The sequence below is a fragment of the Streptococcus sp. 27098_8_74 genome (assembly GCF_041431705.1).
Classification (GTDB): Bacteria; Bacillota; Bacilli; order Lactobacillales; family Streptococcaceae; genus Streptococcus; species Streptococcus salivarius_E.
Genome location: NZ_JAPVYF010000010.1, coordinates 25,552 through 49,006 on the forward strand (window position 1 = coordinate 25,552; position 23,455 = coordinate 49,006).

At 41.8% G+C, this 23,455-nt stretch carries 21 protein-coding genes; 18 read left to right on the forward strand and 3 right to left on the reverse strand.

Annotated features, from left to right (window positions below; all coding sequences use genetic code 11):
* Nucleotides 1-80 precede the first annotated feature (80 nt).
* From yjbM to O3670_RS05270, 10 genes are all read left to right on the forward strand, one after another.
* Nucleotides 81-755 carry a GTP diphosphokinase gene (gene yjbM / locus O3670_RS05225; RefSeq protein WP_096832982.1) on the forward strand — a complete coding sequence of 225 codons (675 nt, stop codon included), beginning with the start codon at nt 81-83 and terminating at the stop codon, nt 753-755.
* On the forward strand, nt 727-1,563 hold the full coding sequence (locus tag O3670_RS05230) for an NAD kinase (protein WP_002884507.1): 837 nt from the start codon (nt 727-729) through the stop codon (nt 1,561-1,563). The genes yjbM and O3670_RS05230 overlap by 29 nt, the downstream gene beginning before the upstream one ends.
* Nucleotides 1,560-2,456 (forward strand): RluA family pseudouridine synthase, encoded by an 897-nt coding sequence (locus O3670_RS05235; RefSeq protein ID WP_371595870.1) that lies wholly within the window; start codon nt 1,560-1,562, stop codon nt 2,454-2,456. Before O3670_RS05230 ends, O3670_RS05235 begins: the two co-directional genes overlap by 4 nt.
* 15 nt (nt 2,457-2,471) lie before the next feature.
* Nucleotides 2,472-3,455: a phosphate acetyltransferase gene (gene pta, locus O3670_RS05240; RefSeq protein ID WP_084915446.1), complete on the forward strand. Its 984-nt coding sequence runs from the start codon at nt 2,472-2,474 to the stop codon at nt 3,453-3,455.
* A gap of 236 nt (nt 3,456-3,691) precedes the next feature.
* Nucleotides 3,692-5,662 carry a peptide ABC transporter substrate-binding protein gene (locus O3670_RS05245; protein ID WP_037611823.1) on the forward strand — a complete coding sequence of 657 codons (1,971 nt, stop codon included), beginning with the start codon at nt 3,692-3,694 and terminating at the stop codon, nt 5,660-5,662.
* A gap of 181 nt (nt 5,663-5,843) precedes the next feature.
* Nucleotides 5,844-7,814 carry a peptide ABC transporter substrate-binding protein gene (locus tag O3670_RS05250; RefSeq protein ID WP_037603032.1) on the forward strand — a complete coding sequence of 657 codons (1,971 nt, stop codon included), beginning with the start codon at nt 5,844-5,846 and terminating at the stop codon, nt 7,812-7,814.
* Between the two features lie 60 nt (nt 7,815-7,874).
* Nucleotides 7,875-9,368: an ABC transporter permease gene (locus O3670_RS05255; RefSeq protein WP_371595871.1), complete on the forward strand. Its 1,494-nt coding sequence runs from the start codon at nt 7,875-7,877 to the stop codon at nt 9,366-9,368.
* The gene (gene oppC / locus O3670_RS05260; RefSeq protein ID WP_002884564.1) at nt 9,368-10,294 is read left to right on the forward strand and encodes an oligopeptide ABC transporter permease OppC; all 927 of its coding nucleotides are present in this window, start codon (nt 9,368-9,370) and stop codon (nt 10,292-10,294) included. The genes O3670_RS05255 and oppC overlap by 1 nt, the downstream gene beginning before the upstream one ends.
* Before the next feature lie 9 nt (nt 10,295-10,303).
* On the forward strand, nt 10,304-11,389 hold the full coding sequence (locus O3670_RS05265; RefSeq protein WP_002884363.1) for an ABC transporter ATP-binding protein: 1,086 nt from the start codon (nt 10,304-10,306) through the stop codon (nt 11,387-11,389).
* On the forward strand, nt 11,382-12,311 hold the full coding sequence (locus tag O3670_RS05270) for an ATP-binding cassette domain-containing protein (RefSeq protein ID WP_014634820.1): 930 nt from the start codon (nt 11,382-11,384) through the stop codon (nt 12,309-12,311). The genes O3670_RS05265 and O3670_RS05270 overlap by 8 nt, the downstream gene beginning before the upstream one ends.
* A gap of 49 nt (nt 12,312-12,360) precedes the next feature.
* Here the strand turns inward: O3670_RS05270 and O3670_RS05275 are convergent, their stop codons facing one another.
* Genes O3670_RS05275 through O3670_RS05285 form a run of 3 tightly spaced genes read right to left on the reverse strand, consistent with a single transcriptional unit; the run spans nt 12,361 to nt 14,238 of the window.
* Nucleotides 12,361-13,146 carry a hypothetical protein gene (locus O3670_RS05275; RefSeq protein ID WP_041826692.1) on the reverse strand — a complete coding sequence of 262 codons (786 nt, stop codon included), beginning with the start codon at nt 13,144-13,146 and terminating at the stop codon, nt 12,361-12,363.
* An 11-nt stretch (nt 13,147-13,157) separates the two neighbouring features.
* Nucleotides 13,158-13,856 (reverse strand): ABC transporter ATP-binding protein, encoded by a 699-nt coding sequence (locus O3670_RS05280; RefSeq protein ID WP_014634818.1) that lies wholly within the window; start codon nt 13,854-13,856, stop codon nt 13,158-13,160.
* A gap of 4 nt (nt 13,857-13,860) precedes the next feature.
* Nucleotides 13,861-14,238 carry a GntR family transcriptional regulator gene (locus O3670_RS05285; protein ID WP_002884206.1) on the reverse strand — a complete coding sequence of 126 codons (378 nt, stop codon included), beginning with the start codon at nt 14,236-14,238 and terminating at the stop codon, nt 13,861-13,863.
* 181 nt (nt 14,239-14,419) lie between these two features.
* Between O3670_RS05285 and O3670_RS05290 the strand changes: the two genes are divergently transcribed.
* The 8 genes from O3670_RS05290 (at nt 14,420) to rsmB (ending at nt 23,437) form a co-directional block, all read left to right on the forward strand.
* Nucleotides 14,420-15,214: an HAD-IIB family hydrolase gene (locus O3670_RS05290; protein ID WP_002884689.1), complete on the forward strand. Its 795-nt coding sequence runs from the start codon at nt 14,420-14,422 to the stop codon at nt 15,212-15,214.
* Nucleotides 15,207-16,025 carry a Cof-type HAD-IIB family hydrolase gene (locus O3670_RS05295; RefSeq protein WP_064521040.1) on the forward strand — a complete coding sequence of 273 codons (819 nt, stop codon included), beginning with the start codon at nt 15,207-15,209 and terminating at the stop codon, nt 16,023-16,025. Before O3670_RS05290 ends, O3670_RS05295 begins: the two co-directional genes overlap by 8 nt.
* A gap of 10 nt (nt 16,026-16,035) precedes the next feature.
* Nucleotides 16,036-17,433, forward strand: coding sequence for a signal recognition particle-docking protein FtsY (gene ftsY, locus O3670_RS05300; RefSeq protein ID WP_048790790.1), 1,398 nt, complete (start codon nt 16,036-16,038; stop codon nt 17,431-17,433).
* A 234-nt stretch (nt 17,434-17,667) separates the two neighbouring features.
* Complete coding sequence (gene gmk / locus O3670_RS05305) at nt 17,668-18,297, forward strand: guanylate kinase (protein ID WP_002884259.1); 630 nt, start codon at nt 17,668-17,670, stop codon at nt 18,295-18,297.
* A 21-nt stretch (nt 18,298-18,318) separates the two neighbouring features.
* Nucleotides 18,319-18,633 (forward strand): DNA-directed RNA polymerase subunit omega, encoded by a 315-nt coding sequence (gene rpoZ, locus O3670_RS05310; protein ID WP_013990232.1) that lies wholly within the window; start codon nt 18,319-18,321, stop codon nt 18,631-18,633.
* A 142-nt stretch (nt 18,634-18,775) separates the two neighbouring features.
* On the forward strand, nt 18,776-21,172 hold the full coding sequence (locus tag O3670_RS05315; RefSeq protein WP_371595872.1) for a primosomal protein N': 2,397 nt from the start codon (nt 18,776-18,778) through the stop codon (nt 21,170-21,172).
* Nucleotides 21,173-21,189: 17 nt separating this feature from the next.
* Complete coding sequence (fmt, locus tag O3670_RS05320; RefSeq protein WP_371595873.1) at nt 21,190-22,125, forward strand: methionyl-tRNA formyltransferase; 936 nt, start codon at nt 21,190-21,192, stop codon at nt 22,123-22,125.
* Nucleotides 22,115-23,437, forward strand: coding sequence for a 16S rRNA (cytosine(967)-C(5))-methyltransferase RsmB (gene rsmB / locus O3670_RS05325; protein ID WP_155124107.1), 1,323 nt, complete (start codon nt 22,115-22,117; stop codon nt 23,435-23,437). Before fmt ends, rsmB begins: the two co-directional genes overlap by 11 nt.
* The last annotated feature ends 18 nt before the right edge of the window (nt 23,438-23,455 follow it).

Below are 23,455 nucleotides of genomic sequence, written 5' to 3' on the forward strand. Positions count from 1 at the left end.
TGCTTTCAAATGTGGTATAATATAACAGATTGTATTTATTTTATAAAAAACTAAAGCTTTTGACAAGGAGGAGTCCTATCTTGACCATGGATTGGGAACAATTTTTAGACCCCTATATTCAGGCCGTAGGTGAGCTCAAAATCAAGCTCCGAGGCATTCGTAAACAATTTCGTAAGCAAAATCGTCACTCGCCCATTGAGTTTGTGACGGGACGTGTGAAGTCAGTGGCTTCCATTGAGGAGAAAATCGCCCTTCGTGGCCTCTCGGTTGAAAATTTGGCTCAAGACATGCAGGATATTGCTGGTCTCCGAGTCATGGTCCAGTTTGTCGATGATGTGGATGAAGTTTTGGCTTTGCTTCGTCGCCGTAGTGATATGACCATTGTTTCAGAGCGTGACTACATCAGAAACCGTAAACATTCGGGTTATCGCTCTTATCATGTTATCGTCTCTTATCCCGTTGATACCATTGATGGTCGTAAGGAGATTCTTGCGGAGATTCAGATTAGGACTTTGGCCATGAACTTTTGGGCCACCATTGAACATTCCCTTAATTACAAGTATCAGGGAAACTTTCCAGAGGAAATTAAGCTTCGCTTGGAAACTACGGCCCGCATGGCTTATGAACTTGATGAAGAAATGCGTAAGATACGTGATGATATTAGAGATGCCCAGTTGCTCTTTGATCCAATTAACAGAACTTTGAAGGATAGTGTAGGAAATAGTGATGACACAGATGAAGACCTCTTCGGATGAGATGAAGGTAGCTATTATTGCCAATGGCAAACCCCAAAGTAGGCGTGTGGCCTCAAAACTTTTTAATGCCTTTCGAGATGATCCAGATTTTTATTTGACCAAGAAAAATCCAGATGTGGTCATCTCAATTGGTGGTGATGGTATGTTGCTATCGGCCTTTCATATGTATGAAAAAGAGCTTGCTCGTGTGCGTTTTGTAGGGATTCACACGGGTCACTTAGGCTTTTATACGGATTATTTGGACAGTGAAGTGGATCAATTAATCGAGACGCTTCGAAAAGATAGTGGTGCTAAGATCTCTTACCCTCTTTTGAATGTCAAATTGACTCTTGCTGATGGGCGTTCTTTTACGTCGATTGCCCTTAATGAAGCAGCCATAAAGCGTAATGAGAAAACCATGGCAGCAGATGTTTGCCTTAATGATGTCTTGTTTGAGAGCTTCCGTGGTGACGGGCTGTCGGTGTCAACGCCTACAGGATCAACGGCCTACAATAAATCTTTGGGTGGTGCGGTCCTTCATCCCACCATTGAAGCCTTGCAACTGACTGAGATTGCCAGTCTTAATAATCGTGTTTATCGTACCCTAGGAAGTCCCCTTATTGTGCCTAAGCATGAGAAGATTACGGTTTATCCTACCCGAATGGGAAGCTACACTCTATCCGTTGATAATAAAACCTATACCAACCGTAATGTGAAAAAGGTAGAATTCTCAATTGACCAACGTAAGATTTCCTTTGTGGCTAGTGCCAGCCATACAAGTTTCTGGGAACGTGTACGTGATTCCTTTATTGGAGACATGGAAGAATGAGATATGAGTTTACAGTAGGGCGTTCTTGTCGGGTTAAGACCTTTTTGAAGGAGCACGATATTTCTAAAGGGCTACTGGCCAAGATTAAGTTTGAGGGCGGTCATATTTGGGTCAATGGTGAGGAGCAGTTTGCGACTTATCCTGTCCATGAAGGAGATGTGGTTGCCATTGAAATCCCTGATGAGGCACCGCACGAGACCTTGAAACCTATCCCTTTTGACTTGGATATTGTCTATGAGGATGATAACTTCTTGGTGATCAATAAACCTTATGGCTATGCCAGTATTCCAAGTGTTAACCATGATAATACCATGGCTAATTTCGTTAAACATCACTTCGTTAGCAACAATTATCCTAACCAGCGTGTGCATATTGTGACACGTCTGGATAAGGACACGTCTGGTCTCATGCTGTTTGCTAAGCATGGTTATGCCCACGCGCGTATGGATAAACAGTTGCAGCAGAAGTCTATTAAGAAGCATTACTATGCCTTGGTTGAAGGTGATACAAAACTTGAGGAGCAGGGTGAAATCATTGCACCGATTGCGCGTGATGTAGATTCTATTATTACACGTCGGGTTCATAAATCGGGGAAATATGCCCACACTAGCTATCGCTTGGTAGCTGATTATGGTAGGATTAAACTGGTTGATATCAATCTTCATACCGGACGTACGCACCAGATTCGTGTGCACTTTGCCCACCTAGGTTTGCCTCTTTTGGGAGACGACCTTTATGGCGGGTCCCTAGACTATGGTATTAAGCGTCAAGCCTTGCATTGTCACCGTCTTGCATTTGTTGATCCTTTCACCAAAAAAGAGATGGTCCATGCATCTTCCTTGACAGATGATTTTGAAATCGTTATCATGAATTTACAAACTAAAAAAGATTGATTGAGGAATTTTTTTATGCGTAGTCTATTTGGTGAACTTCGTGAACATATTTTAGGGAAAGGTGTTAAGATTGTTTTCCCTGAGGGTAACGACGACCGTGTGGTTCGTGCAGCAGCCCGTTTGAAATTTGAAGGATTGGTTGATCCTATTATTTTGGGAGACCCAGCAGAGGTTCACAAAATCTTGAACGATCTTGGTTTTGCAGACTTTAACTATACAATTGTTAATCCTGAAACCTATGAAGATTTCGAGGAAATGAAGGAAAAATTTGTTGAAATCCGTAAAGGGAAAGCGACAATGGAAGATGCGGAAAAGTTGCTTCATGATGTCAACTATTTCGGTGTTATGCTAGTTAAACTTGGTCTTGCTGATGGGATGGTTTCAGGTGCTATTCACTCAACAGCGGATACGGTACGTCCGGCCCTTCAAATTATCAAAACAAAACCTGGTATTTCTCGTACATCAGGTGTCTTCCTTATGAACCGTGAAAATACCGATCATCGCTTGATGTTTGCTGACTGTGCTATCAATATTGAACCAAATGCTCAAGAGTTGGCAGAAATTGCAATTAATACTGCTGAAACAGCTAAAGTTTTTGGTATTGATCCTAAAGTGGCCATGCTTAGCTTCTCAACAAAAGGTTCTGCTAAATCGCCAAAAGTTGACAGGGTTGTTCAAGCAACAAATATTGCTAAAGAAATGCGTCCTGACTTGGCTATTGATGGGGAGTTGCAGTTCGATGCAGCATTTGTTCCAGCAACAGCAGCTATTAAGGCTCCAGATAGTGACGTAGCAGGACATGCTAATGTCTTTGTCTTCCCTGGCTTGCAAGCAGGTAACATTGGATATAAGATTGCCCAACGTTTGGGAATGTTCGAAGCTATCGGACCAATCTTACAAGGTCTTAATAAACCTGTTAACGACCTTTCTCGTGGGGCTAGTGCTGAAGATATTTACAATTTGGCGATTATTACAGCTGCTCAAGCTCTTAATAGCTAATTTTAACTTAGAAACAGAGGTTTAACCAAGGTGTTAGGCCTTTTTGTTTTATGCATGACTGGTGATTAAAAATAAATCGATTAAAGTAGCTAGAAATCCAGAAAACACAAGGGACTGCTGAATTTTTCGTATTTCATCAGGTGCAATAATTGTGCAAAATAGTCTGATAATGACTCCTTTTCTTGATTATTTATGCTATAATGAAAGAGTAAAATTTTATTTTTTGGAGAAATCTTATGAAAAAAAGCAAATGGTTAGCCCTTGCGGGTGTGGCACTCCTCAGTGTAGGTGCCTTAGCGGCTTGTTCTTCTAAGTCAAGTACTAGTGGAACGACTTATGGTTATGTTTATAATTCAGATCCAGAATCATTGGATTACATCACTTCAAATACAGGACCTACTAAGACAGCTGTGACAAACGGTGTAGATGGTCTTATGGAAGCAGATAAATATGGAAATCTTGTCCCTTCAGTAGCTGAAGATTGGTCTGTCTCTCAAGATGGTCTGACTTATACTTATAAAATCCGTAAGGGAATTAAATGGTATACTTCTGATGGTGAAGAGTATGCTGATGTGACTGCTAAGGACTTTGTGACTGGTCTTAAGCATGCGGCTGATGGCAAGTCTGGAGCTCTTTACTTGGTGCAAGATTCTATTGCTGGCTTGTCTGACTACCTCTCTGGTGCCAATAAAGATTTCTCAAATGTAGGTGTTAAAGCAATCGACGATTATACATTGCAATACACCCTTAAAAAACCTGAGCCATACTGGAACTCTAAAACAACTTATGGCTTGCTCTTCCCAGTTAACGAAGACTTTCTTAAGAACAAAGGAAAAGATTTTGGTAAGTCAACAGACCCAACATCTATCCTCTATAATGGTCCTTTCCTTCTCAAATCTTTGACAGCTAAATCATCTATTGAGTTGACTAAGAATGAAAATTATTGGGACAAGAAGAATGTACACTTTGATGCCATCAAATTGTCATATTATGACGGTTCGGATCAAGAGGCTCTAGAACGTGGTTTCACGGATGGTGCCTATAGTTTGGCTCGTGTCTACCCAACGAGTTCTAACTATTCTTCTGTAGAGAAGAAATATAAAGATAACATTTATTACACTGCACCAGGTGCGTCTACATCAGCCATTGGTGTTAATATCGACCGCCAAAGCTATAAATTCTCAGCCAAGAAGACGGATGCTGAAAAGACATCAACTAAGAAGGCTCTTCTAAACAAAGACTTCCGTCAATCAATCAACTTCGCAATTGATCGTACGGCTTATCAATCACAAATGAATGGTAAAGATGGTGCAGCTCTAGCTCTTCGTAACCTTTTTGTTCCTTCTGATTTTGTCAGTGCAGGTGATAAGACCTTTGGAGATCTTGTAACAGAGAAAATGTCCTCTTATGGTGATGAATGGTCAGGTGTCAACTTTACTGATGGTCAAGATGGCCTCTACAATGCTGAAAAAGCTAAGACTGAGTTTGCCAAAGCTAAGGAAGCTCTCCAAGGAGAAGGTGTTCAATTCCCAATTCACTTGGACCTTCCAGTTGACCAAAGTTCTAAAATCCATGTTGCTCAGGCCCAATCTTTGAAACAAACCATTGAACAATCATTGGGTAGCGATAATGTGGTTATCGATGTTAACCAATTGTCATCTGATGACATGCAAAATGCTACTCTTAATGCGGCTAATGCGGCAGCAGAAGACTGGGATATTTCAAACGGTGTTGTTTGGGGTCCAGACTATCAAGACCCATCAACTTACCTTGATATCTTTAAGACAACTTCAAGTGAAAATACCAAGACTTTCATGGGTTATGATGATCCAAACAATGCGGCCGCAGCTCAAGTAGGTCTTAAAGATTATGATGCCTTGCTTGATTCAGCAGCTTCAGAAACAACAGACCTCAACGCTCGTTACGACCGCTATGCCCAAGCTCAAGCATGGTTGGAAGATAGCTCGCTTGTCATTCCATTGACTGTTGGTAACGGTGCAGCACCAGTTATCTCACGCTTGACACCATTTACGGGTGCTAGCATGCAAGTGGGTGATAAGAACTCATCAGACTACTTCAAATACGTGAAACCACAAGAAAAAGTAGTTACTAAGAAAGAATATGAACAAAGCCGTGAAAAATGGCTTAAAGAAAAGAAAGCATCTAACGAAAAAGCTCAAAAAGATCTTGAGAAACACGTTAAATAATAATCTTGAGGAAAAGGCAGTTTGCCTTTTTCTTTTGTCAAAAAAGGGCTAATTCCTAGTGTTCATAAGGGGTATAATTGTGAGAAAGTCAGTATAAGACAAAATATTCTGAAAATTGTACTCATCTTATTTTTTATGGTATAATGTTGGTACATAAAAAAAGATTTTTTGGAGAATGCTTATGAAAAAAAGTAAATGGTTGGCCCTTGCGGGTGTTTCCCTCCTAAGTGTTGGGGTTTTAGTGGCTTGTTCATCAAAATCAAACACTTCAAGCAATACTTATAACTATGTTTATACTGCTGATCCTGAAACATTGGACTATCTTATTTCCAATAAAGGTTCAACGACTGATGCTGTGACAAATGGTGTCGATGGCCTTTTGGAAAACGATAAATATGGTAACTTGGTACCTTCTATTGCCAAGGACTGGACTGTTTCAGCTGATGGTTTAACTTATACATACAAACTTCGTAAGGGAGTTAAATGGTATACTTCAGACGGTGAAGAGTATGCAGAAGTAACAGCTAAAGACTTTGTAACAGGTCTTAAGCATGCTGCTGATAAAAAGACTGAGTCAATTTACTTGGCAAAAGATTCTGTAGTAGGTCTTGCTGATTATTTCAATGGTACTGATAAAGACTTCTCTAAAGTTGGTGTTAAAGCTCTTGATGATTACACTCTTCAGTACACACTTAAACAACCAGAACCTTACTGGAATTCTAAGATGACTTATTCTCTCTTCTGGCCTGTAAATGAAGAGTTCCTTAAGTCAAAAGGGGATAGCTTTGGTAAATCAACAGATCCATCATCTATCCTTTATAATGGTCCTTACATCCTTAAGTCATTGACAGCTAAATCATCTATTGAGTTGGCTAAAAATGAAAACTACTGGGATAAGAAAAATGTCCATTTCGATGGCATTAAACTTTCTTTCTACGATGCTTCTGACCAAGAATCGCTTGTTCGTAATTTCACTGATGGCGCTTATAGTCAAGCACGTCTATATCCAACAAGCTCAAACTTTAATTCAGTAGAAAAACAATATAAAGATAATATCTTCTATACACAACCATCTGCAGATATTGGTGGGGTTGGTGTTAATATTGACCGTCAGTCTTACAACCATACATCTAAGAAGACTGATGCTGAGAAAGATTCAACTAAGAAAGCTCTTCTTAACAAGGACTTCCGTCAATCAGTTAACTTTGCTATTGACCGTACAGCTTATTCAGCACAACTTAATGGTGAAAAAGGTGCAGCACTTGCTGTTCGTAACATTCTTGTGAAACCTGATTTTGTTTATGCTGGTGACAAGTCATTCGGTGATTTGGTAACTGAAAAGATGCCTTCATATGGTGACGAGTGGTCAGGTGTTAACCTTAAAGACAGTCAAGATGGTCTCTTCAACGCTGATAAGGCTAAGACTGAATTTAATAAGGCTAAGGAAGCTCTCCAAGCACAAGGTGTTCAATTCCCAATTCACTTGGACCTTCCAGTTGACCAAGCTGCAAAACCAACTGTAGCACGTGCACAATCTTTGAAACAATCTGTTGAAAAGACACTCGGAAAAGAAAATGTGGTTGTAGACGTTCATCAAATGTCTCAAGATGATCTTCTTAACAGTACTTTGTATGCAGCTAACGCAGCAGCAGAAGACTGGGATATCAATATTTCAGTTGCTTGGGCACCTGACTACGAAGACCCATCAACATTCCTTGATATCTTCAAGACAACAGCTAGTGAGAACACAAAAACTTACATGGGATTCGACGATCCTAACAATGCAGCAGCAGCTCAAGTAGGTCTTAAAGACTTTGATGCTTTGGTTGATAATGCAGCTAAAGAAACAAGCGACCTCAACGTACGTTATGAACGTTATGCAGAGGCACAAGCTTGGTTGGAAGATAGCTCACTCTTCATGCCACTTATGGTTAACAAGGGTGCTGCTCCAATGGTAGCTCGTTTGACACCATTCTCAGGTGCTTACTCTCAAGTAGGACCTAAGGGTTCTGACAGATACTTTAAGTACCTTGAGCCTCAAAAAGATGTTGTCACTAAGAAAAACTATGATAAAGCCCGTGAAAGCTGGCTTAAAGAAAAGTCTAAGTCCAACGAAAAAGCTCAAAAAGACCTTGAGAAACACGTTAAATAAAAGGACGATGGAACTTTCTCATTAGATTGGGAAAGTTCTTTTGGAATTAAAGGAAGAGACATGAAAAAATACATTTTATTGAGAACCCTCCGTTCTCTATTGTCAATATTTGTCGTGACGGCCTTGACCTACACGATTATCTATACCATGGTGCCGAGGCGTCTGATTTTCAGACAGGACCCTAACTACAACAAGATTGCTAAAACAGCCGATTCTAAGGCTAACTATGAAAATACAATCTATGAACGTATGGGTTACATTGATTACTATGACACCAAGGAGTTGCAGGAGAAAGCTAGCTCCCTCGATAAGTCAGTAACCACTAAGCCAACAAAAGAAAATAAAGCTATTTACCAAAAATATGTGGATAGTTTAGGACGTGGCTGGCGTTTGCATCAATTCAAGCAAAGTAAACAATTCTATGCAACACGTGATGTTCCAGTGCTTGAACGTGTATTTGGCTTCTATACGCACCTCTTTGAATTTGACAATACTGGATGGGTTAAAGATAAAACAAATCCAAACTTGAAGCGTTACATCCGTATTGAAAATGACCCAGCTATCGGTTGGTCAGTTGTCGGATCAGGGACTAAGCATAAATACTTGCTTTACTTTAACAGTCAGTTCCCATTTGTTCACCAAAACTTTGTGAAGATGAACCTTGGTACATCTTACCCAACCTATGCTGAGCAGGGTGTTCTTGATGTTATTACACAAGGACAAGGGCAAACACAAAGCTCTGAGGTCAACTTCCCTACTGGTAAGAAAGTATCTTCAGTAGATATCTACTCTCGTACTTATAAATCACCAAGTCAGGCTGATGCTAGGGATCGTTCTTACTATGGTGACGACCCTTACACAGCTACTAAGAGTCGCTACCAGTACCCATCAATGGTGACAAGTTCTGCCATTGCTGGTTTGATTGGTTTGGTCTTGTCTTATGCTTTGGCAATTCCATTGGGATCATACATGGCACGCTTTAAAAATACACTCTTTGATAGTATTTCAACTGGTGTCTTGACTTTCTTGCTCTCACTACCAACCATCGCCTTGGTTTATATCATTCGTTTGATTGGTTCTGAGATTGGTCTTCCAGATTCCTTCCCTATCTTGGGTGCGGGTGACTGGCGTTCATACGTCTTGCCATCTGTTATTCTCGGTCTTTTGTCTACACCAGGTCTTGCCATTTGGATTCGTCGTTACATGATTGACTTGCAGTCACAAGACTTCGTTCGTTTTGCACGTGCCAAAGGGTTGTCAGAACAAGAAATTTCGAATAAACACATTTTCAAAAATGCTATGGTTTCCTTGGTTTCAGGGATCCCAGCATCTATCGTTAGTGTTATCACAGGGGCAACCTTGACAGAAACAATCTTTGCCTACCCTGGTATGGGTAAAATGTTGATTGACTCTGTCCGTGCTTCAAATAACGCTATGGTTGTGGGTCTTGTATTTATTTTCACAGCCCTCACCATCTTCTCATTGCTTGTGGGTGATATCCTTATGACTATGATTGACCCACGTATCAAATTGACATCTAAAGGAGGTAAATAATGGCTTCAATTGATAAAAGTAAGTTCCAATTTGTAAAGCGCGATGATTTTGCCTCTGAAACAATTGATGCGCCGGCCTATTCATACTGGAAATCGGTGATGCGTCAGTTCTTCAAGAAAAAGTCAACAACTGTTATGTTGGGTATCTTGATTGCTATCATTTTGATGAGCTTTATCTACCCAATGTTTTCAAAATTTGACTTCAATGACGTGTCTAAGGTTAATGACTTTAGTGTGCGTTATGTGCATCCAAATGCTCAATACTGGTTCGGTACAGACAGTAATGGTAAGTCTCTCTTTGACAGTGTTTGGTTTGGAGCTCGTAATTCTATCCTTATTGCTGTTATCGCTACCTTCCTTAACGTTGCTATTGGTTTAGTCGTTGGTGCTGTTTGGGGGATTTCTAAGACCTTCGATATGATTATGATGGAAATCTACAACATCATCTCAAACATTCCTGCCCTCCTTGTCGTTATCGTCTTGACTTACTCATTGGGTGCTGGTTTCTGGAACATGATCTTTGCCATGACTGTCACAGGTTGGATTGGTATTGCCTATACTATCCGTATTCAAATCATGCGTTACCGTGATTTGGAGTACAACTTGGCTTCTCGTACTTTGGGAACACCAACTCCTAAGATTGTGGTTAAAAATATCATGCCACAACTTGTATCGGTTATCGTGACTATGGCTAGTCAGCTCTTGCCAGGATTTATCTCTTACGAAGCTTTCCTTTCTTACTTTGGTTTGGGGCTTCCCGTTACGACGCCTAGTCTTGGTCGTTTGATTTCAGACTATGCACAGAACGTTACAGTCAATGCTTATCTCTTCTGGATTCCATTGACTACCTTGATCCTCGTTTCCCTCTCTCTCTTTATTGTCGGTCAAAACTTGGCGGATGCCAGCGACCCACGTACGCATAGATAGGAGTCCAATATGACAGAAAATAAAAATGTAATATTATCGGCTCGCGATATCGTCGTGGAATTTGACGTTCGTGACCGTGTTTTGACAGCTATTCGAGGAGTTTCCCTTGATTTGGTTGAAGGTGAAGTTTTAGCCTTGGTTGGTGAGTCTGGTTCAGGTAAATCAGTATTGACTAAGACTTTCACAGGGATGCTTGAAGAAAATGGTCGTGTAGCCAGCGGTTCTATTGATTATCGTGGTCAGGATTTGACTAAGCTTAAGAGTCACCAAGATTGGGCACCTATTCGTGGGGCTAAGATTGCGACTATCTTCCAAGATCCTATGACCAGTCTTGACCCAATTAAGACTATCGGTAGCCAAATTGTTGAAGTCATTGTCAAACACCAAGGAAAATCTGCTAAAGAAGCTAAAAAAATGGCCATTGACTACATGGACAAGGTTGGTATTCCTGATGCTGAAAAACGTTTCAACGAATATCCTTTCCAATACTCTGGTGGGATGCGTCAACGTATCGTTATTGCCATTGCCTTGGCTTGTCGTCCTGATGTCCTTATCTGTGACGAGCCAACAACTGCCCTTGATGTGACCATTCAAGCTCAAATCATTGACCTCTTAAAATCACTCAAAGAGGAGTATGGTTTCTCAGTGATTTTCATTACCCATGACCTTGGTGTGGTAGCAAGTATCGCTGACAAGGTTGCTGTTATGTATGCTGGTGAAATCATCGAGTACGCAACTGTTGAGGAAATTTTCTATGAGCCTTGTCACCCATACACGTGGAGCTTGCTTTCAAGCTTGCCACAGTTGGCTGACGATAAGGGTGAGCTTTTCTCAATTCCAGGGACACCACCATCACTTTATACACCGGTTGTTGGAGATGCCTTTGCCTTGCGTTCAGACTATGCTATGCAGATTGACTTTGAGGAAAAAGCACCACAATTCCAAGTTTCAGATACTCACTGGGCTAAGACCTGGCTCTTACATGAGGATGCACCAAAAGTTGAAAAACCTGCGGTTATCCAAAATCTACATGAAAAAATCCGTGCTAATATGGGATTTGCACATTTAGGAGATGAGGAGGAAGGCAATGCCTGAGAAGTTAGTTGAAGTAAAAGATGTGGAGATTTCCTTCGGTGAAGGAAGCAAGAAATTCGTTGCTGTCCACAATGCTAATTTTTTCATCAACAAGGGTGAAACCTTTTCCCTCGTTGGTGAGTCTGGTAGTGGTAAAACTACTATCGGTCGTGCCATTATTGGTCTGAATGATACAAGTAATGGTGAGATTATTTTTGACGGTAAGAAAATCAATGGGCACTTATCTCACTCTGAGAAAAACGACCTTATCCGTCGTATTCAGATGATTTTCCAAGACCCTGCGGCTAGTTTGAATGAACGTGCAACAGTTGATTATATCTTGTCTGAGGGCTTGCATAACTTCCATCTCTATAAGGATGAGGAAGATCGTAAAGCTAAAATCAAGGAAATCATCAAAGAAGTGGGACTTCTTGAGGAGCACTTGACACGTTACCCTCACGAATTTTCTGGGGGACAACGTCAACGTATCGGTATTGCGCGTTCCTTGGTTATGCAACCTGACTTGGTCATCGCTGACGAACCAATCTCAGCCCTTGACGTGTCAGTTCGTGCCCAAATTTTGAACCTGCTTAAGAAATTCCAAAAAGAGTTGGGATTGACCTACCTCTTTATCGCTCACGACTTGTCAGTGGTCCGTTTCATTTCTGACCGTATCGCTGTTATCTACAAGGGGACAATCGTGGAAGTTGCTGAGACAGAAGAACTCTACAACAATCCTATCCACCCTTACACCAAGTCACTCTTGTCTGCTGTTCCTATTCCAGATCCGATCTTGGAACGTAAGAAAGTCTTGAAGGTTTATGATCCAAACCAACACGACTATTCTGTTGATAAACCAGAAATGGTTGAAGTACGTCCAGGACACTTCGTTTGGGGTAACAAAGCCGAAATTGAGACTTATCGTAAAGAACAAAGTAAATAAGTCTTTTAAATGCAAAAAAATCGTGTTCCAAAAGGAACACGGTTTTTCTTTAGTCCAGATTTAAGCGTTTGGTCATGATATAGTAGGTACCAAAGTAACTTGCTGCGATGAGAATGAGAGACTGAACTAGACTAATGATATATGACGAGTTATTGATTGCAGTATATGTTGCATCTCCGGTCAAGGCTGCACCGAGTCCAAAGAAGAAACCAATAAAGAATAGGATAGCCTGAATGGCGAAAAAGGCGACAAATCCCATAAGAACTTTGTTAGTGTTGAAGAGGTTTCCGATACTAATACAGAGGTAATAGAAAAGAATACCAGCAATCATTGACAAGATTGTAGAAGGGATGAAGAGGTAGAAAGCGCCTATCTCTTTTAGGATCTGGCCAAAGTAGCTGGTAGCTAGGAGGATATCTTTCATATCAAGGCAGAAAGCAGCTATAATTCCAATCGAAAGGAGTATAACGAGTGATGAAATGATATCTAAAATAAAGGCTACCAAGAGTTTCGATAAGATTAATTGGTGAGCAGAAACTGGGAGTGTATTGGTTAGATAGCCTTCTCTCCCAAAGACAGTTTTTGCAAAGCGTCTGACAATGAGGACTATTGTTGCTATGTAAATGGCTCCCCATACAATAATGGTAGCAAAAACCATCAGTGTGAAGAAAGCAAAAAAGAGTAGACTAGGTTCTTGGTGGCTCTGTTCAGTTACAAAAATAAATTTTTGAAGCATTAAACCCAAGGGGATTGAGAGTAGGATGGCAATACCATAGATGCCGAGATACCATTTACGGATCGATTGTAATTCATACTTAACTAATTTCCAAAACATGCTCATACCTCCTAGTTGTGGAACATCTCTCTAAAGAGTTTGTCGATAGATTTGCCATGGGCTTGACGGATATTATCAGCATCACCCTGAAGTTCAATCTGACCGTATTTTAGGAAGACAACTTCATCTAGAACAGATTCAATGTCTGCAATCAAATGAGTTGAAATGATCACAGAAGCATCTTCAGAGTATTGGTTGATGATGGTTTTAAGGATGTAGTCACGTGACGCGGGATCGACCCCACCGATAGGTTCATCAAGGAGATAGAGTTTAGCTTCACGACTCATAACCAAAATCAACTGAACTTTTTCTTTGTTTCCTTTTGAAAGGTCTTTAAGGCGCAAATCAGGCTGGAGCTTTAAATCCTGCAAGAGTTGCAAGGCAAGAGGATAGCGGAAGTCAGCATAGAAATCTTGGAAGAAGTCCAAGTAGTATTGGATAGTTTTACTTTCATCTAAATAAGTTGTATCAGGTAGATATGCCACTTGAGCTTTGGTGATAGGTGATGGCTGAAATCCATTAATAGTTACTAAACCAGAAGTTGGTTGAAGGAGGCCATTCAAAATCTTGATGAGAGTTGTTTTACCACTACCGTTTGGTCCTAAGAGACCAATGATTTTACCAGACGGGATGGCCATGGTTACATCTCTAAGGGCTGGAATACCATTATAGGTCTTGGTGAGATTTGTTAGAGTTACAATATCAGTCATCGGTCTATAAGTCCTTTCCTGTTTGTTCGATGTAGTCAGTAATGATGGCTTTGATTTCAGGTGAGCTAAAACCAATGGCTGCCATCTCAGTGACAAAGTTTTTCATGAGACTTTGGGCAATCTCATGTCGTTTTTGATCAATAAGTTTTTCATCTTCAGTAACAAAGCGACCAGAGGTACGGGCAGAATAGACCAGCCCCTCTTTTTCAAGTTCTTGGAAGGCTCTTTGTACGGTGTTGGGATTGACCCCGGCTTCCTGAGCAAATTCCCTTACAGGTAGGAGTTGTTGTCCCATACTCAATTCCTTGGAAGCTATCTTCAGCTTGACGCGATAGGCGATTTGGAGATAGATTGGCGATTTTTCATCAAATGTCCAAGCCATAAGAGACTCCTTTCTAAAAGTATAATAGTATTATTCTTGTACTACCGTAATGATACAACTAAAATGATGAATTTGCAAGTAAAATACCATATTTTCTCTAATTTCTTTGGCTTTTCCCAAACTTATATTCCTATTTTTGGTACAATAGGGGCAAGTATATTCGACCTGAAGGGAGATTATTTTGAAAATTTTAGCAACAGATATGGATGGTACCTTTCTAGACCATCTTGGTGCCTATGACAAAGCACGTTTGGATAACCTTTTGGATGCTTGTGAAGCTAAAGATTATGTTTTTACCGTAGCTTCTGGGCGAGCCCTCTTGGCCTTGGAGGAGCTTTTTGATGGGTTTGTGGACCGTATTGCGATTATTGCGGAAAATGGGGCCTTGGTTCAGTACAAGGGTGAGGTCTTGTTCGAGTCCAAGCTAGAACCTAAGGATTATTTGCAAATTGCAGATACAACTTTATCCCTGCCAACTTGCGAGGGGATTCTCTTGTCAGGCCGTCGAGGTGCCTATGCACCAAACGATGCAGACCCAGCCTATCTTAAGGCCATGGAACGTTACTATGAAAATGTCATGGCAACGGATCTTGAAGCGGTCACAGATGATATTTTCAAGGTAACTGCTAAGTTTCAAGGAGATACCATCATGGAACGTGGTGACTACCTCAACACGATTTTTGAGGATATGACTGCTGTGACAACTGGCTTTGATTCCATGGATATCATCCTTAAAGGTGTGGACAAGGGCTTTGGTCTCTACCATCTTTGTCAAGAGTTGGGGAGACAGGCTTCAGATGTTGTAGCCTTTGGTGATAATCTCAATGATATGGAGATGCTGACCTTCGCGGGTCGTGCGGTTGCTACGGAAAATGCGCGTGATGAGATTAAGGCAGTGGCAGATGAGGTGATTGGCCACCATAAAGATGGTGCAGTCTTTGACTACATGGAAGGATTGGTGGGCTCAGATGTCTGAGATTAAATTATTGGCCTTGGACCTAGATGGGACCCTCTTTACTAAGGATAAGCAAGTAACAGCTGAAAATAGAGCTGCTCTGAAGGCGGCAGAAGCTAAGGGAGTTCATGTGGTCATTACGACTGGTCGTCCTCTGCCAGCTATTACTCATATCTTGGAAGATTTGGGCTTGTTAGATGATAAGCACTATAGTGTGACCTTCAATGGTGGCTTGGTTCAGCGTAATAATGGGGATATCCTCATAAAGAAAGAGATGAGTCGAGAAGATTTAAAGCAGATTTATGCTGTCTTTGAACCTCTAGGGCTCCCTATGGATGTTATCAGTGATGGCATTGTCTATGGTGTGCCAAGTAAAGGCAATCATTCTCTCTATCGTCAGGCTAATCCTACCTTGACCTTCGTTGATGTGGAGAGTATTGATGACATTCCTGAAAATATCGTCTATAATAAGGTAGTTACGGTCTGTGAGGAAGCGTTTTTGGATGCTCAAATTCAAAAACTACCTAAACAGCTATACCAGAATTTTGAAGTTTTTAAGTCTCGTGAAATTATCCTTGAAGTCATGCCGAAAGGGGTTCATAAGGCTGTAGGCTTGAAACTTTTGTCTGATTATCTTGCCCTTGATAAAAGTCAGGTTATGGCTATGGGAGATGAGGAAAATGACTTGACCATGTTGGAGTGGGCTGGTCTTGGTGTGGCTATGGCAAATGCTGTTCCTAAGGTTAAGGCTGTTGCCAAGGCAGTAACGGCAAAAACTAATGAGGAATCTGGAGTGGCTGAGGCCATCCACAAGTATATTCTAGAGAAATAAGGAGAACCAAATGGGTCTATTTGATCGATTATTTGGACAAGAGGAAAACCAGTCACAGGAGACTGTAGCAAATCAGGAAATTTCAGAAACTGAGGCCCTTGATAATCAAGACTTGTCAACAAGTGAAGGGACAAGCCAAAGTCAAACAGAACAGCTCAGTGAGTCAGAGACTCAAGTAGAAGAGATTTCGTCTACAGAATCTGTTGAAGAAAGCGAATCTACAGTGACAGAAGAAAGTGAAGTAGCGTCTGATGAGGACCTATCTGTTGATGATCAGGCCTCAAGCGAAGCAGAAGGCGTATCAAAGTCAGAAGAAAGCCAAGTCGCTGTGGATAACCACTTTGCGGATGTCATGGCTGATTACTATGCTAAAAAGGCTCAGGTAGCTGCTGCTGCAGAAAAAGGTGAAACGGTTACTTTTGAGGCTGTTCAAACCCGTAAAGTTGAGGAAAAACCTGAAGAAGTTCAGGCTTTAAAAACTGAAACAGAACAAGAAAAATACAATCGTACCCTTAAGAAGACGCGAACAGGTTTTGCTGCCCGCTTGAATGAATTCTTTGCGAATTTCCGTCGAGTTGATGAGGAGTTCTTCGAAGAATTGGAAGAAATGCTGATTCTTTCCGATGTTGGGGTTAATGTTGCCACGCAATTAACGGAAGACTTGCGCTATGAAGCCCGCCTCGAAAATGTCAAAAAGACTGAAGATTTGCAACGCTTGATTATCGAAAAACTTGTGGATATCTACGAGAAGGATGATGTCTACAAGGAGCAGATTAATTTCCAAGATGGTTTGACAGTCATGCTTTTCGTTGGTGTCAACGGGGTTGGTAAGACAACGTCTATCGGTAAGTTGGCGCATAAATACAAACAAGAAGGCAAAAAAGTTATGCTGGTAGCTGCCGATACCTTCCGTGCGGGAGCTGTCGCTCAGTTGGTTGAGTGGGGGCGTCGTGTTGATGTGCCAGTGGTGACTGGTGCTGAGAAGGCTGACCCAGCTTCAGTGGTCTTTGACGGTATGGAAAAGGCCCTTGCTGAAGGAGTTGATGTCCTTATGATTGATACTGCGGGTCGTTTGCAAAATAAAGACAATCTTATGGCAGAGCTTGAAAAGATTGGTCGTATTATTAAGCGTGTGGTTCCAGAAGCACCTCATGAAACCCTCTTGGCCTTGGATGCCTCAACAGGTCAAAATGCCCTTAGTCAGGCTAAGGAATTTTCAAAAATCACACCTCTTACAGGCCTTGTCTTGACTAAGTTGGACGGTAGTGCCAAGGGTGGGGTGGTTTTAGCCATTCGCCAAGAGTTGGATATTCCAGTTAAGTTAATTGGTTTTGGTGAGAAAATTGATGATATTGGTGAGTTCCATTCAGAAGAATTCATGCAAGGTCTCTTGACTGGTTTGGTTTAAAAGAGTATTTAAAAAAGAGTGAGTACTGAGAAAAGGAATTCACTCTTTTTAATGGTGTCCTCACCTTGAAAAAAGTCGCTTTTATTGGTAAAATAGTAAGGAAAAACACATGCTCTGAAAAGTGAGCTGTAACTTAATCACTGAACAACCCCTAAGCCATAAAAAGAGATGATTACTTTCTCTTTTTTAAGGTGAGTCATAAGAAGATTTTTAATCTTAGTTTAAGGAGAAGACATGTCTGAACGTGGACTTTTGATTGTTTTTTCAGGGCCTTCTGGTGTCGGAAAAGGAACTGTTCGTCAGGAGATTTTTTCAACACCTGACCACAAATTTGAATACTCAGTATCAATGACCACGCGTGCTCAACGTCCTGGTGAAGTTGATGGGAAGGATTATTTCTTCCGTTCGCGTGAGGAATTTGAAGAGCTTATTCGTAATGGTCAAATGTTGGAATATGCTGAATATGTGGGTAACTACTACGGAACACCTTTGACTTATGTTAATGAAACCTTGGATAAAGGTATTGATGTTTTCCTTGAAATCGAGGTTCAAGGTGCCCTTCAGGTTAAGAAAAAGGTCCCAGATGCTGTCTTCATCTTTTTGACACCACCGGATTTGAACGAGCTTCAAGAGCGTTTGGTTGGTCGTGGGACAGATTCTGAGGAAGTTATTGCTCAACGTATCGAGCGTGCGCGTGAAGAAATTGCTCTCATGAGCGAATACGATTATGCCATTGTTAATGACGAAGTGCCATTAGCTGCTGAGCGTGTCAAACGTGTTATTGAAGCAGAACACTTCCGTGTTGACCGTGTGATTGGCCGCTATCGTAATATGATTTCAGAAAAGAAATTATCAGATAAATAAATTAGAAATAGGTATAGAATTATGATGTTGAAACCCTCTATTGACAAACTTTTGGATAAAGTGCCTTCAAAATATTCATTGGTTATTTTGCAAGCCAAACGTGCCCATGAATTGGCCGCTGGTGCTGAACCAACTCAAGAGTTTACGTCAGTAAAACCAACTCTTCAAGCCCTTGAAGAAATTGAAACTGGAAATGTGACTATTCACCCAGATCCAGAATCTAAACGTGAATTGGCACGTTTGAAAGTGATTCAAGCACGTCTTGCTGCTGAGGAAGAAGAACGTAAAATCAAAGAACAAATCGCTAAAGAAAAAGAAGAAGGCGATAAAATCTAAAATCAAAGTCATGCTTTGGTTTATGAGGAGAGGGGAGCTGAGGCATAGTGTCTCAGCTTCCTTCTTTATGATGATAATCAAGTGCTCAGCTTTTCTTGAGCTTGAAAGATACTGGTCTTAAGGAAGTGACAGGAGGAAATTTATGGTTTTAGTAGCACAAATTATTGTAGACGTTCCTCTGATGCAGACGGACAGACCTTATAGTTACCTTATCCCTGAAGCTATGCAAGATAAAATTGCCATTGGTATGCGAGTGCATGTGCCTTTTGGTAAAGGAAATCGTCTATTGCAAGGTTTTGTTATTGGTTTAGAAGAGCAGGAGAACTTAAGAGACTTTCCTGAATTAAAACCTATCGCTGAGCTTTTAGATTATGAGCCAGTCCTTAATCAGGATCAGCTGGACTTGGCTGATCAGATGCGACATACGGTCTTTTCCTATAAGATTTCCATCTTGAAGTCAATGCTACCCGGTCTCCTTAATTCCCAGTACGATAAGGTTATCATGGCGACTGATAAACTAGGTGAAGAGGATAAACAGACTTTTCTTCAGGGGCAGGATCATGTTCTTTTCTCGCAGTTGTTAGAGGAGCAGCGTCAAGCCATTCCTCGTCTGGTCCAGTCTGGACGTGTAACGGTTGATTACCTTGCTAAGGATAAGCAGAACATCAAGACTGAGAAGCACTATAGTGTTCAAAAGGGCATTCTTGAGACTTTGGCTATTTCGCAACGGGCTAAGAGGCGTTTGGAGATGCGAGACTTCTTGCTCGAGAAGAGTGAGTCAGGGAAGGTGGCAGACCTCCACAAGCTTTTTTCACGAGATGTGGTTAAGTTTTTCATTGAAGCTGGTGCCTTGGTCATCACTGAAGTTGAGGTCAATCGTGCCGACAGCTACTTTGAGAAGGTAGAAAAGACGGATTTTCTTGAGCTTAATGTTCAACAGGCGCATGCGGTTGAAGAAATGACGCGCCAAATTGTACAAGGCGGCAAACCATTCTTATTGGAAGGGGTAACGGGATCAGGTAAGACAGAGGTCTATCTACATCTTATCGAGAGGACCTTGGCTATGGGGAAAACAGCTATTGTCTTGGTGCCAGAGATTTCCCTGACGCCCCAAATGACCAATCGTTTCATTTCACGTTTTGGGGACTTGGTGGCCATTATGCATTCAGGCTTGTCAGACGGTGAGAAATTTGACGAGTGGCGTAAGGTTAGATCTGGCCAGGCCAAGGTTGTCGTAGGAGCACGTTCGGCTATCTTTGCTCCCTTGGACAATATCGGAGCTATCATTATCGATGAGGAACATGAGGCTACTTATAAACAAGAATCCAATCCTCGCTATCATGCTAGAGATGTGGCCTTGCTTAGGGCTAAGAGTCATGGAGCCGTGCTTGTTCTTGGTTCAGCAACACCGTCTATTGAGACTCGGGCGAGAGCTCAGAAAGGGGTTTACCATTTTCTTGAGTTGACTCAGAGGGCTAATCCTAATGCCAAAATTCCTCAAGTGGAAGTGGTAGACTTTAAGGACTTTGTGGGCCGTCAAGAGGCGAGTGATTTTACGCCACCTCTCTTAGAGAAAATCCGAGAACGCTTGGCACGTAAGGAACAAGTCGTGCTAATGTTGAACCGTCGTGGCTATTCCTCTTTTGTCATGTGTCGTGACTGTGGCTATGTGGATGATTGTCCAAATTGTGATATTTCACTGACCTTGCACATGGATACCAAGACCATGAATTGCCACTATTGTGATTTTCAAAAAGCAATACCACATGTCTGTCCTAACTGTCAGAGTCGTCAGATTCGCTATTATGGGACTGGGACACAGAAGGCTTATGACCAGTTAACGGAACTTTTGCCAGAAGCCAGAGTGATTCGTATGGATGTTGATACGACACGTAAGAAAGGTGCTCACGAGAAGCTCTTAGAGACTTTTGGAAGTGGCAAGGCTGACATTTTGCTTGGGACTCAGATGATTGCCAAGGGCTTGGATTTTCCCAATGTCACCTTGGTAGGGGTCTTGAATGCAGATACATCGCTTAATTTACCAGATTTTCGTTCGGCTGAGCGTACCTTCCAGCTTTTGACTCAGGTGGCTGGTCGTGCTGGTCGTGCTGACAAGGAAGGGGAAGTTATTATTCAAACCTATAATCCTAGTCATTATGCCATTCGGTTTGCGCAACAACAGGATTATGAAGCTTTCTATGCCTATGAGATGGGGATTCGACGTCAGTTGGCCTATCCGCCATATTTTTATACGGTAGGAATCACGCTTTCTCACAAGGATGAAGAGTTTGTCGTCCGCAAGAGCTATGAGGTTATGGCTTATTTAAGAGAGCACTTGTCAGACAAGGTGACCTTCCTAGGGCCAACGCCTAAGCCTATTGCCCGAACACATAACCTTTATCATTATCAGATTATTATCAAATACCGTTTTGAGGATAACTTGGAAGAAACGCTTAATAGGGTCCTTGACATGACTCAGGAACCTGAAAACAAGGACCTGCGTTTGATTATCGATCACGAACCTCAGAATTTTACCTAATCTAGAAAAGGAAGAATATGACAAAATTAGTATTTATGGGAACGCCTGCCTTTTCAGCGACTGTGCTGGAAGGACTTTTGACAGATGAGCGTTACGATATTGTTGCTGTGGTGACGCAACCAGACCGTGCTGTCGGCCGTAAAAAAGAAATTCGCATGACACCGGTCAAGGAAGTAGCCTTGGCGCATGACTTGCCAATTTATCAACCGGAAAAATTGTCAGGGTCAGAAGAAATGGCGCAAGTAATGGCGCTTGGTGCTGATGGGATTGTTACTGCAGCTTATGGACAATTTTTACCAAGTAAGTTGCTTAATAGCATGGATTTTGCAGTGAATGTCCACGCTTCACTCCTGCCAAAATACCGTGGTGGGGCACCTATCCATTATGCCATTATCAATGGTGATGCAGAAGCGGGTGTGACGATTATGGAAATGGTTAAGGAAATGGATGCTGGTGACATGGTTAGCCAAAAGGCCTTGCCAATTCTTGACGAGGATAATGTCGGTACCATGTTTGAAAAATTGGCAGTCTTGGGTCGTGACCTCTTGCTTGAGACCTTGCCTGCCTACATTGCCGGAGAAATCAAACCTGTTCCTCAAGATGCCAGTCAGGTAACTTTTTCACCAAATATTAGTCCAGAAGAGGAGCGACTTGATTGGAACAAGCCGGCTCGTGACATCTTCAATCAAATCCGTGGCATGTATCCATGGCCTGTGGCACATACCTTGCTTGACGGCAAACGTTTCAAGATTTATGAAGCGAACTTGGTAGAAGGCCAAGGACAGGCTGGTCATATCATTGAAAAGACCAAAAAGAGTTTGGTAGTTGCGACTGGTCAAGGAGCCATTTCACTTAAGACAGTTCAACCTGCAGGAAAGCCTCGTATGGCTATTACTGATTTCCTTAATGGGGTCGGACGCAATCTTGAAGTAGGTGATGCATTTGGCCAATGATTGGAAAAAAACAGCCCGTGGACAGGCACTTGAAGTCTTAGAAGAAGCCTTCCAGGAAGGGGCCTACTCAAATATTGCTCTCAATACCCATCTGAGCAAGTCGCATCTGACAGATAAGGACAAGGCCTTGGTGACGGAAATTGTCTATGGGACCGTGGCTCGTAAGATTACGTTGGAGTGGGTCCTAGCCCATGTCATCGAGGACCGTGACAAGCTTGAACCTTGGGTCTATGACTTATTACTTTTGAGCCTCTATCAGTTGGCCTATTTAGATAAGATTCCAGCCCATGCGGTGGTTAATGATGCCGTTTCTATTGCCAAAAATCGTGGCAATAAAAAGGGGGCTGAGAAGCTGGTCAATGCGGTTCTTCGTAAACTATCTAGCCAGCCTTTGCCAGATCCAAGCACAATCAAACGTGTCAATAAACGCTATTCCGTTCAGTATTCTCTACCTGTGTGGTTGGTTAAAAAACTTATCGACCAGTATGGAGAGGATCGTGCCCTTGCTATTTTCCAAAGCCTTTTTGTGAGAAACAAGGCTAGTGTGCGTGTGACGGATGCGTCACATTTGGAAGAGATTGCGGAGGCCACTGGGGCTGAGTGTTCAGTATTATCCCCAGTCGGGCTTGTTAAGTCTTCAGGTTACTTTGCTGGGACAGATTATTTTAAAGAGGGCTTGTTGACCATTCAGGATGAGACCAGTCAACTGGTTGCACCAACTTTAGGGATTCAAGGTGAAGAAGAAATCCTGGATGCCTGTGCGGCGCCTGGAGGTAAGACTGTCCATATGGCCTCTTATTTGACGAGTGGACATGTGACGGCGCTTGACCTCTATGATCATAAGCTTGCCCTTATCGAAGAAAATGCCCAACGTCTTGGCCTAGCTGATAAGGTTAAGACTCAGAAACTGGATGCTAGTCAGGTACATCAAGTCTTTCCAGCTGATAGTTTTGACAAGATTTTAGTGGATGCACCTTGTTCAGGAATTGGGCTCATTCGTCGGAAACCCGATATCAAATATAACAAGGATCTCCAAGACTTTGAGTCCCTTAAGGCTGTGCAGTTGGATATCCTATCCAGCGTTTGTCAAACCCTACGAAAAGGTGGTATAATAACATATAGTACTTGCACCATCATAGCAGAAGAAAATCAAGAGGTGATTCAAGCCTTTCTTGAGAGCCATCCTGATTTTGAGCAAGTTGCCTTAGACCATCCATGTAAAGACATCGTGGTCAATGGCTGTTTGGCAATTACCCCCGAACAGTATCTAACTGATGGTTTTTTCATCGCACAGTTGCGTAAAAAAGCTTAGGGTTACAGAGGAGGAAAT

Coding starts and splice junctions, on each gene's coding strand:
- O3670_RS05230 (WP_002884507.1), top strand. CDS start 727: ATGACACAGATGAAGACCTCTTCGGATGAGATGAAGGTAGCTATTATT.
- O3670_RS05235 (WP_371595870.1), top strand. CDS start 1,560: ATGAGATATGAGTTTACAGTAGGGCGTTCTTGTCGGGTTAAGACCTTT.
- pta (WP_084915446.1), top strand. CDS start 2,472: ATGCGTAGTCTATTTGGTGAACTTCGTGAACATATTTTAGGGAAAGGT.
- O3670_RS05245 (WP_037611823.1), top strand. CDS start 3,692: ATGAAAAAAAGCAAATGGTTAGCCCTTGCGGGTGTGGCACTCCTCAGT.
- O3670_RS05250 (WP_037603032.1), top strand. CDS start 5,844: ATGAAAAAAAGTAAATGGTTGGCCCTTGCGGGTGTTTCCCTCCTAAGT.
- O3670_RS05255 (WP_371595871.1), top strand. CDS start 7,875: ATGAAAAAATACATTTTATTGAGAACCCTCCGTTCTCTATTGTCAATA.
- oppC (WP_002884564.1), top strand. CDS start 9,368: ATGGCTTCAATTGATAAAAGTAAGTTCCAATTTGTAAAGCGCGATGAT.
- O3670_RS05265 (WP_002884363.1), top strand. CDS start 10,304: ATGACAGAAAATAAAAATGTAATATTATCGGCTCGCGATATCGTCGTG.
- O3670_RS05270 (WP_014634820.1), top strand. CDS start 11,382: ATGCCTGAGAAGTTAGTTGAAGTAAAAGATGTGGAGATTTCCTTCGGT.
- O3670_RS05275 (WP_041826692.1), bottom strand. CDS start 13,146: ATGTTTTGGAAATTAGTTAAGTATGAATTACAATCGATCCGTAAATGG.
- O3670_RS05280 (WP_014634818.1), bottom strand. CDS start 13,856: ATGACTGATATTGTAACTCTAACAAATCTCACCAAGACCTATAATGGT.
- O3670_RS05285 (WP_002884206.1), bottom strand. CDS start 14,238: ATGGCTTGGACATTTGATGAAAAATCGCCAATCTATCTCCAAATCGCC.
- O3670_RS05295 (WP_064521040.1), top strand. CDS start 15,207: ATGTCTGAGATTAAATTATTGGCCTTGGACCTAGATGGGACCCTCTTT.
- ftsY (WP_048790790.1), top strand. CDS start 16,036: ATGGGTCTATTTGATCGATTATTTGGACAAGAGGAAAACCAGTCACAG.
- gmk (WP_002884259.1), top strand. CDS start 17,668: ATGTCTGAACGTGGACTTTTGATTGTTTTTTCAGGGCCTTCTGGTGTC.
- rpoZ (WP_013990232.1), top strand. CDS start 18,319: ATGATGTTGAAACCCTCTATTGACAAACTTTTGGATAAAGTGCCTTCA.
- O3670_RS05315 (WP_371595872.1), top strand. CDS start 18,776: ATGGTTTTAGTAGCACAAATTATTGTAGACGTTCCTCTGATGCAGACG.
- fmt (WP_371595873.1), top strand. CDS start 21,190: ATGACAAAATTAGTATTTATGGGAACGCCTGCCTTTTCAGCGACTGTG.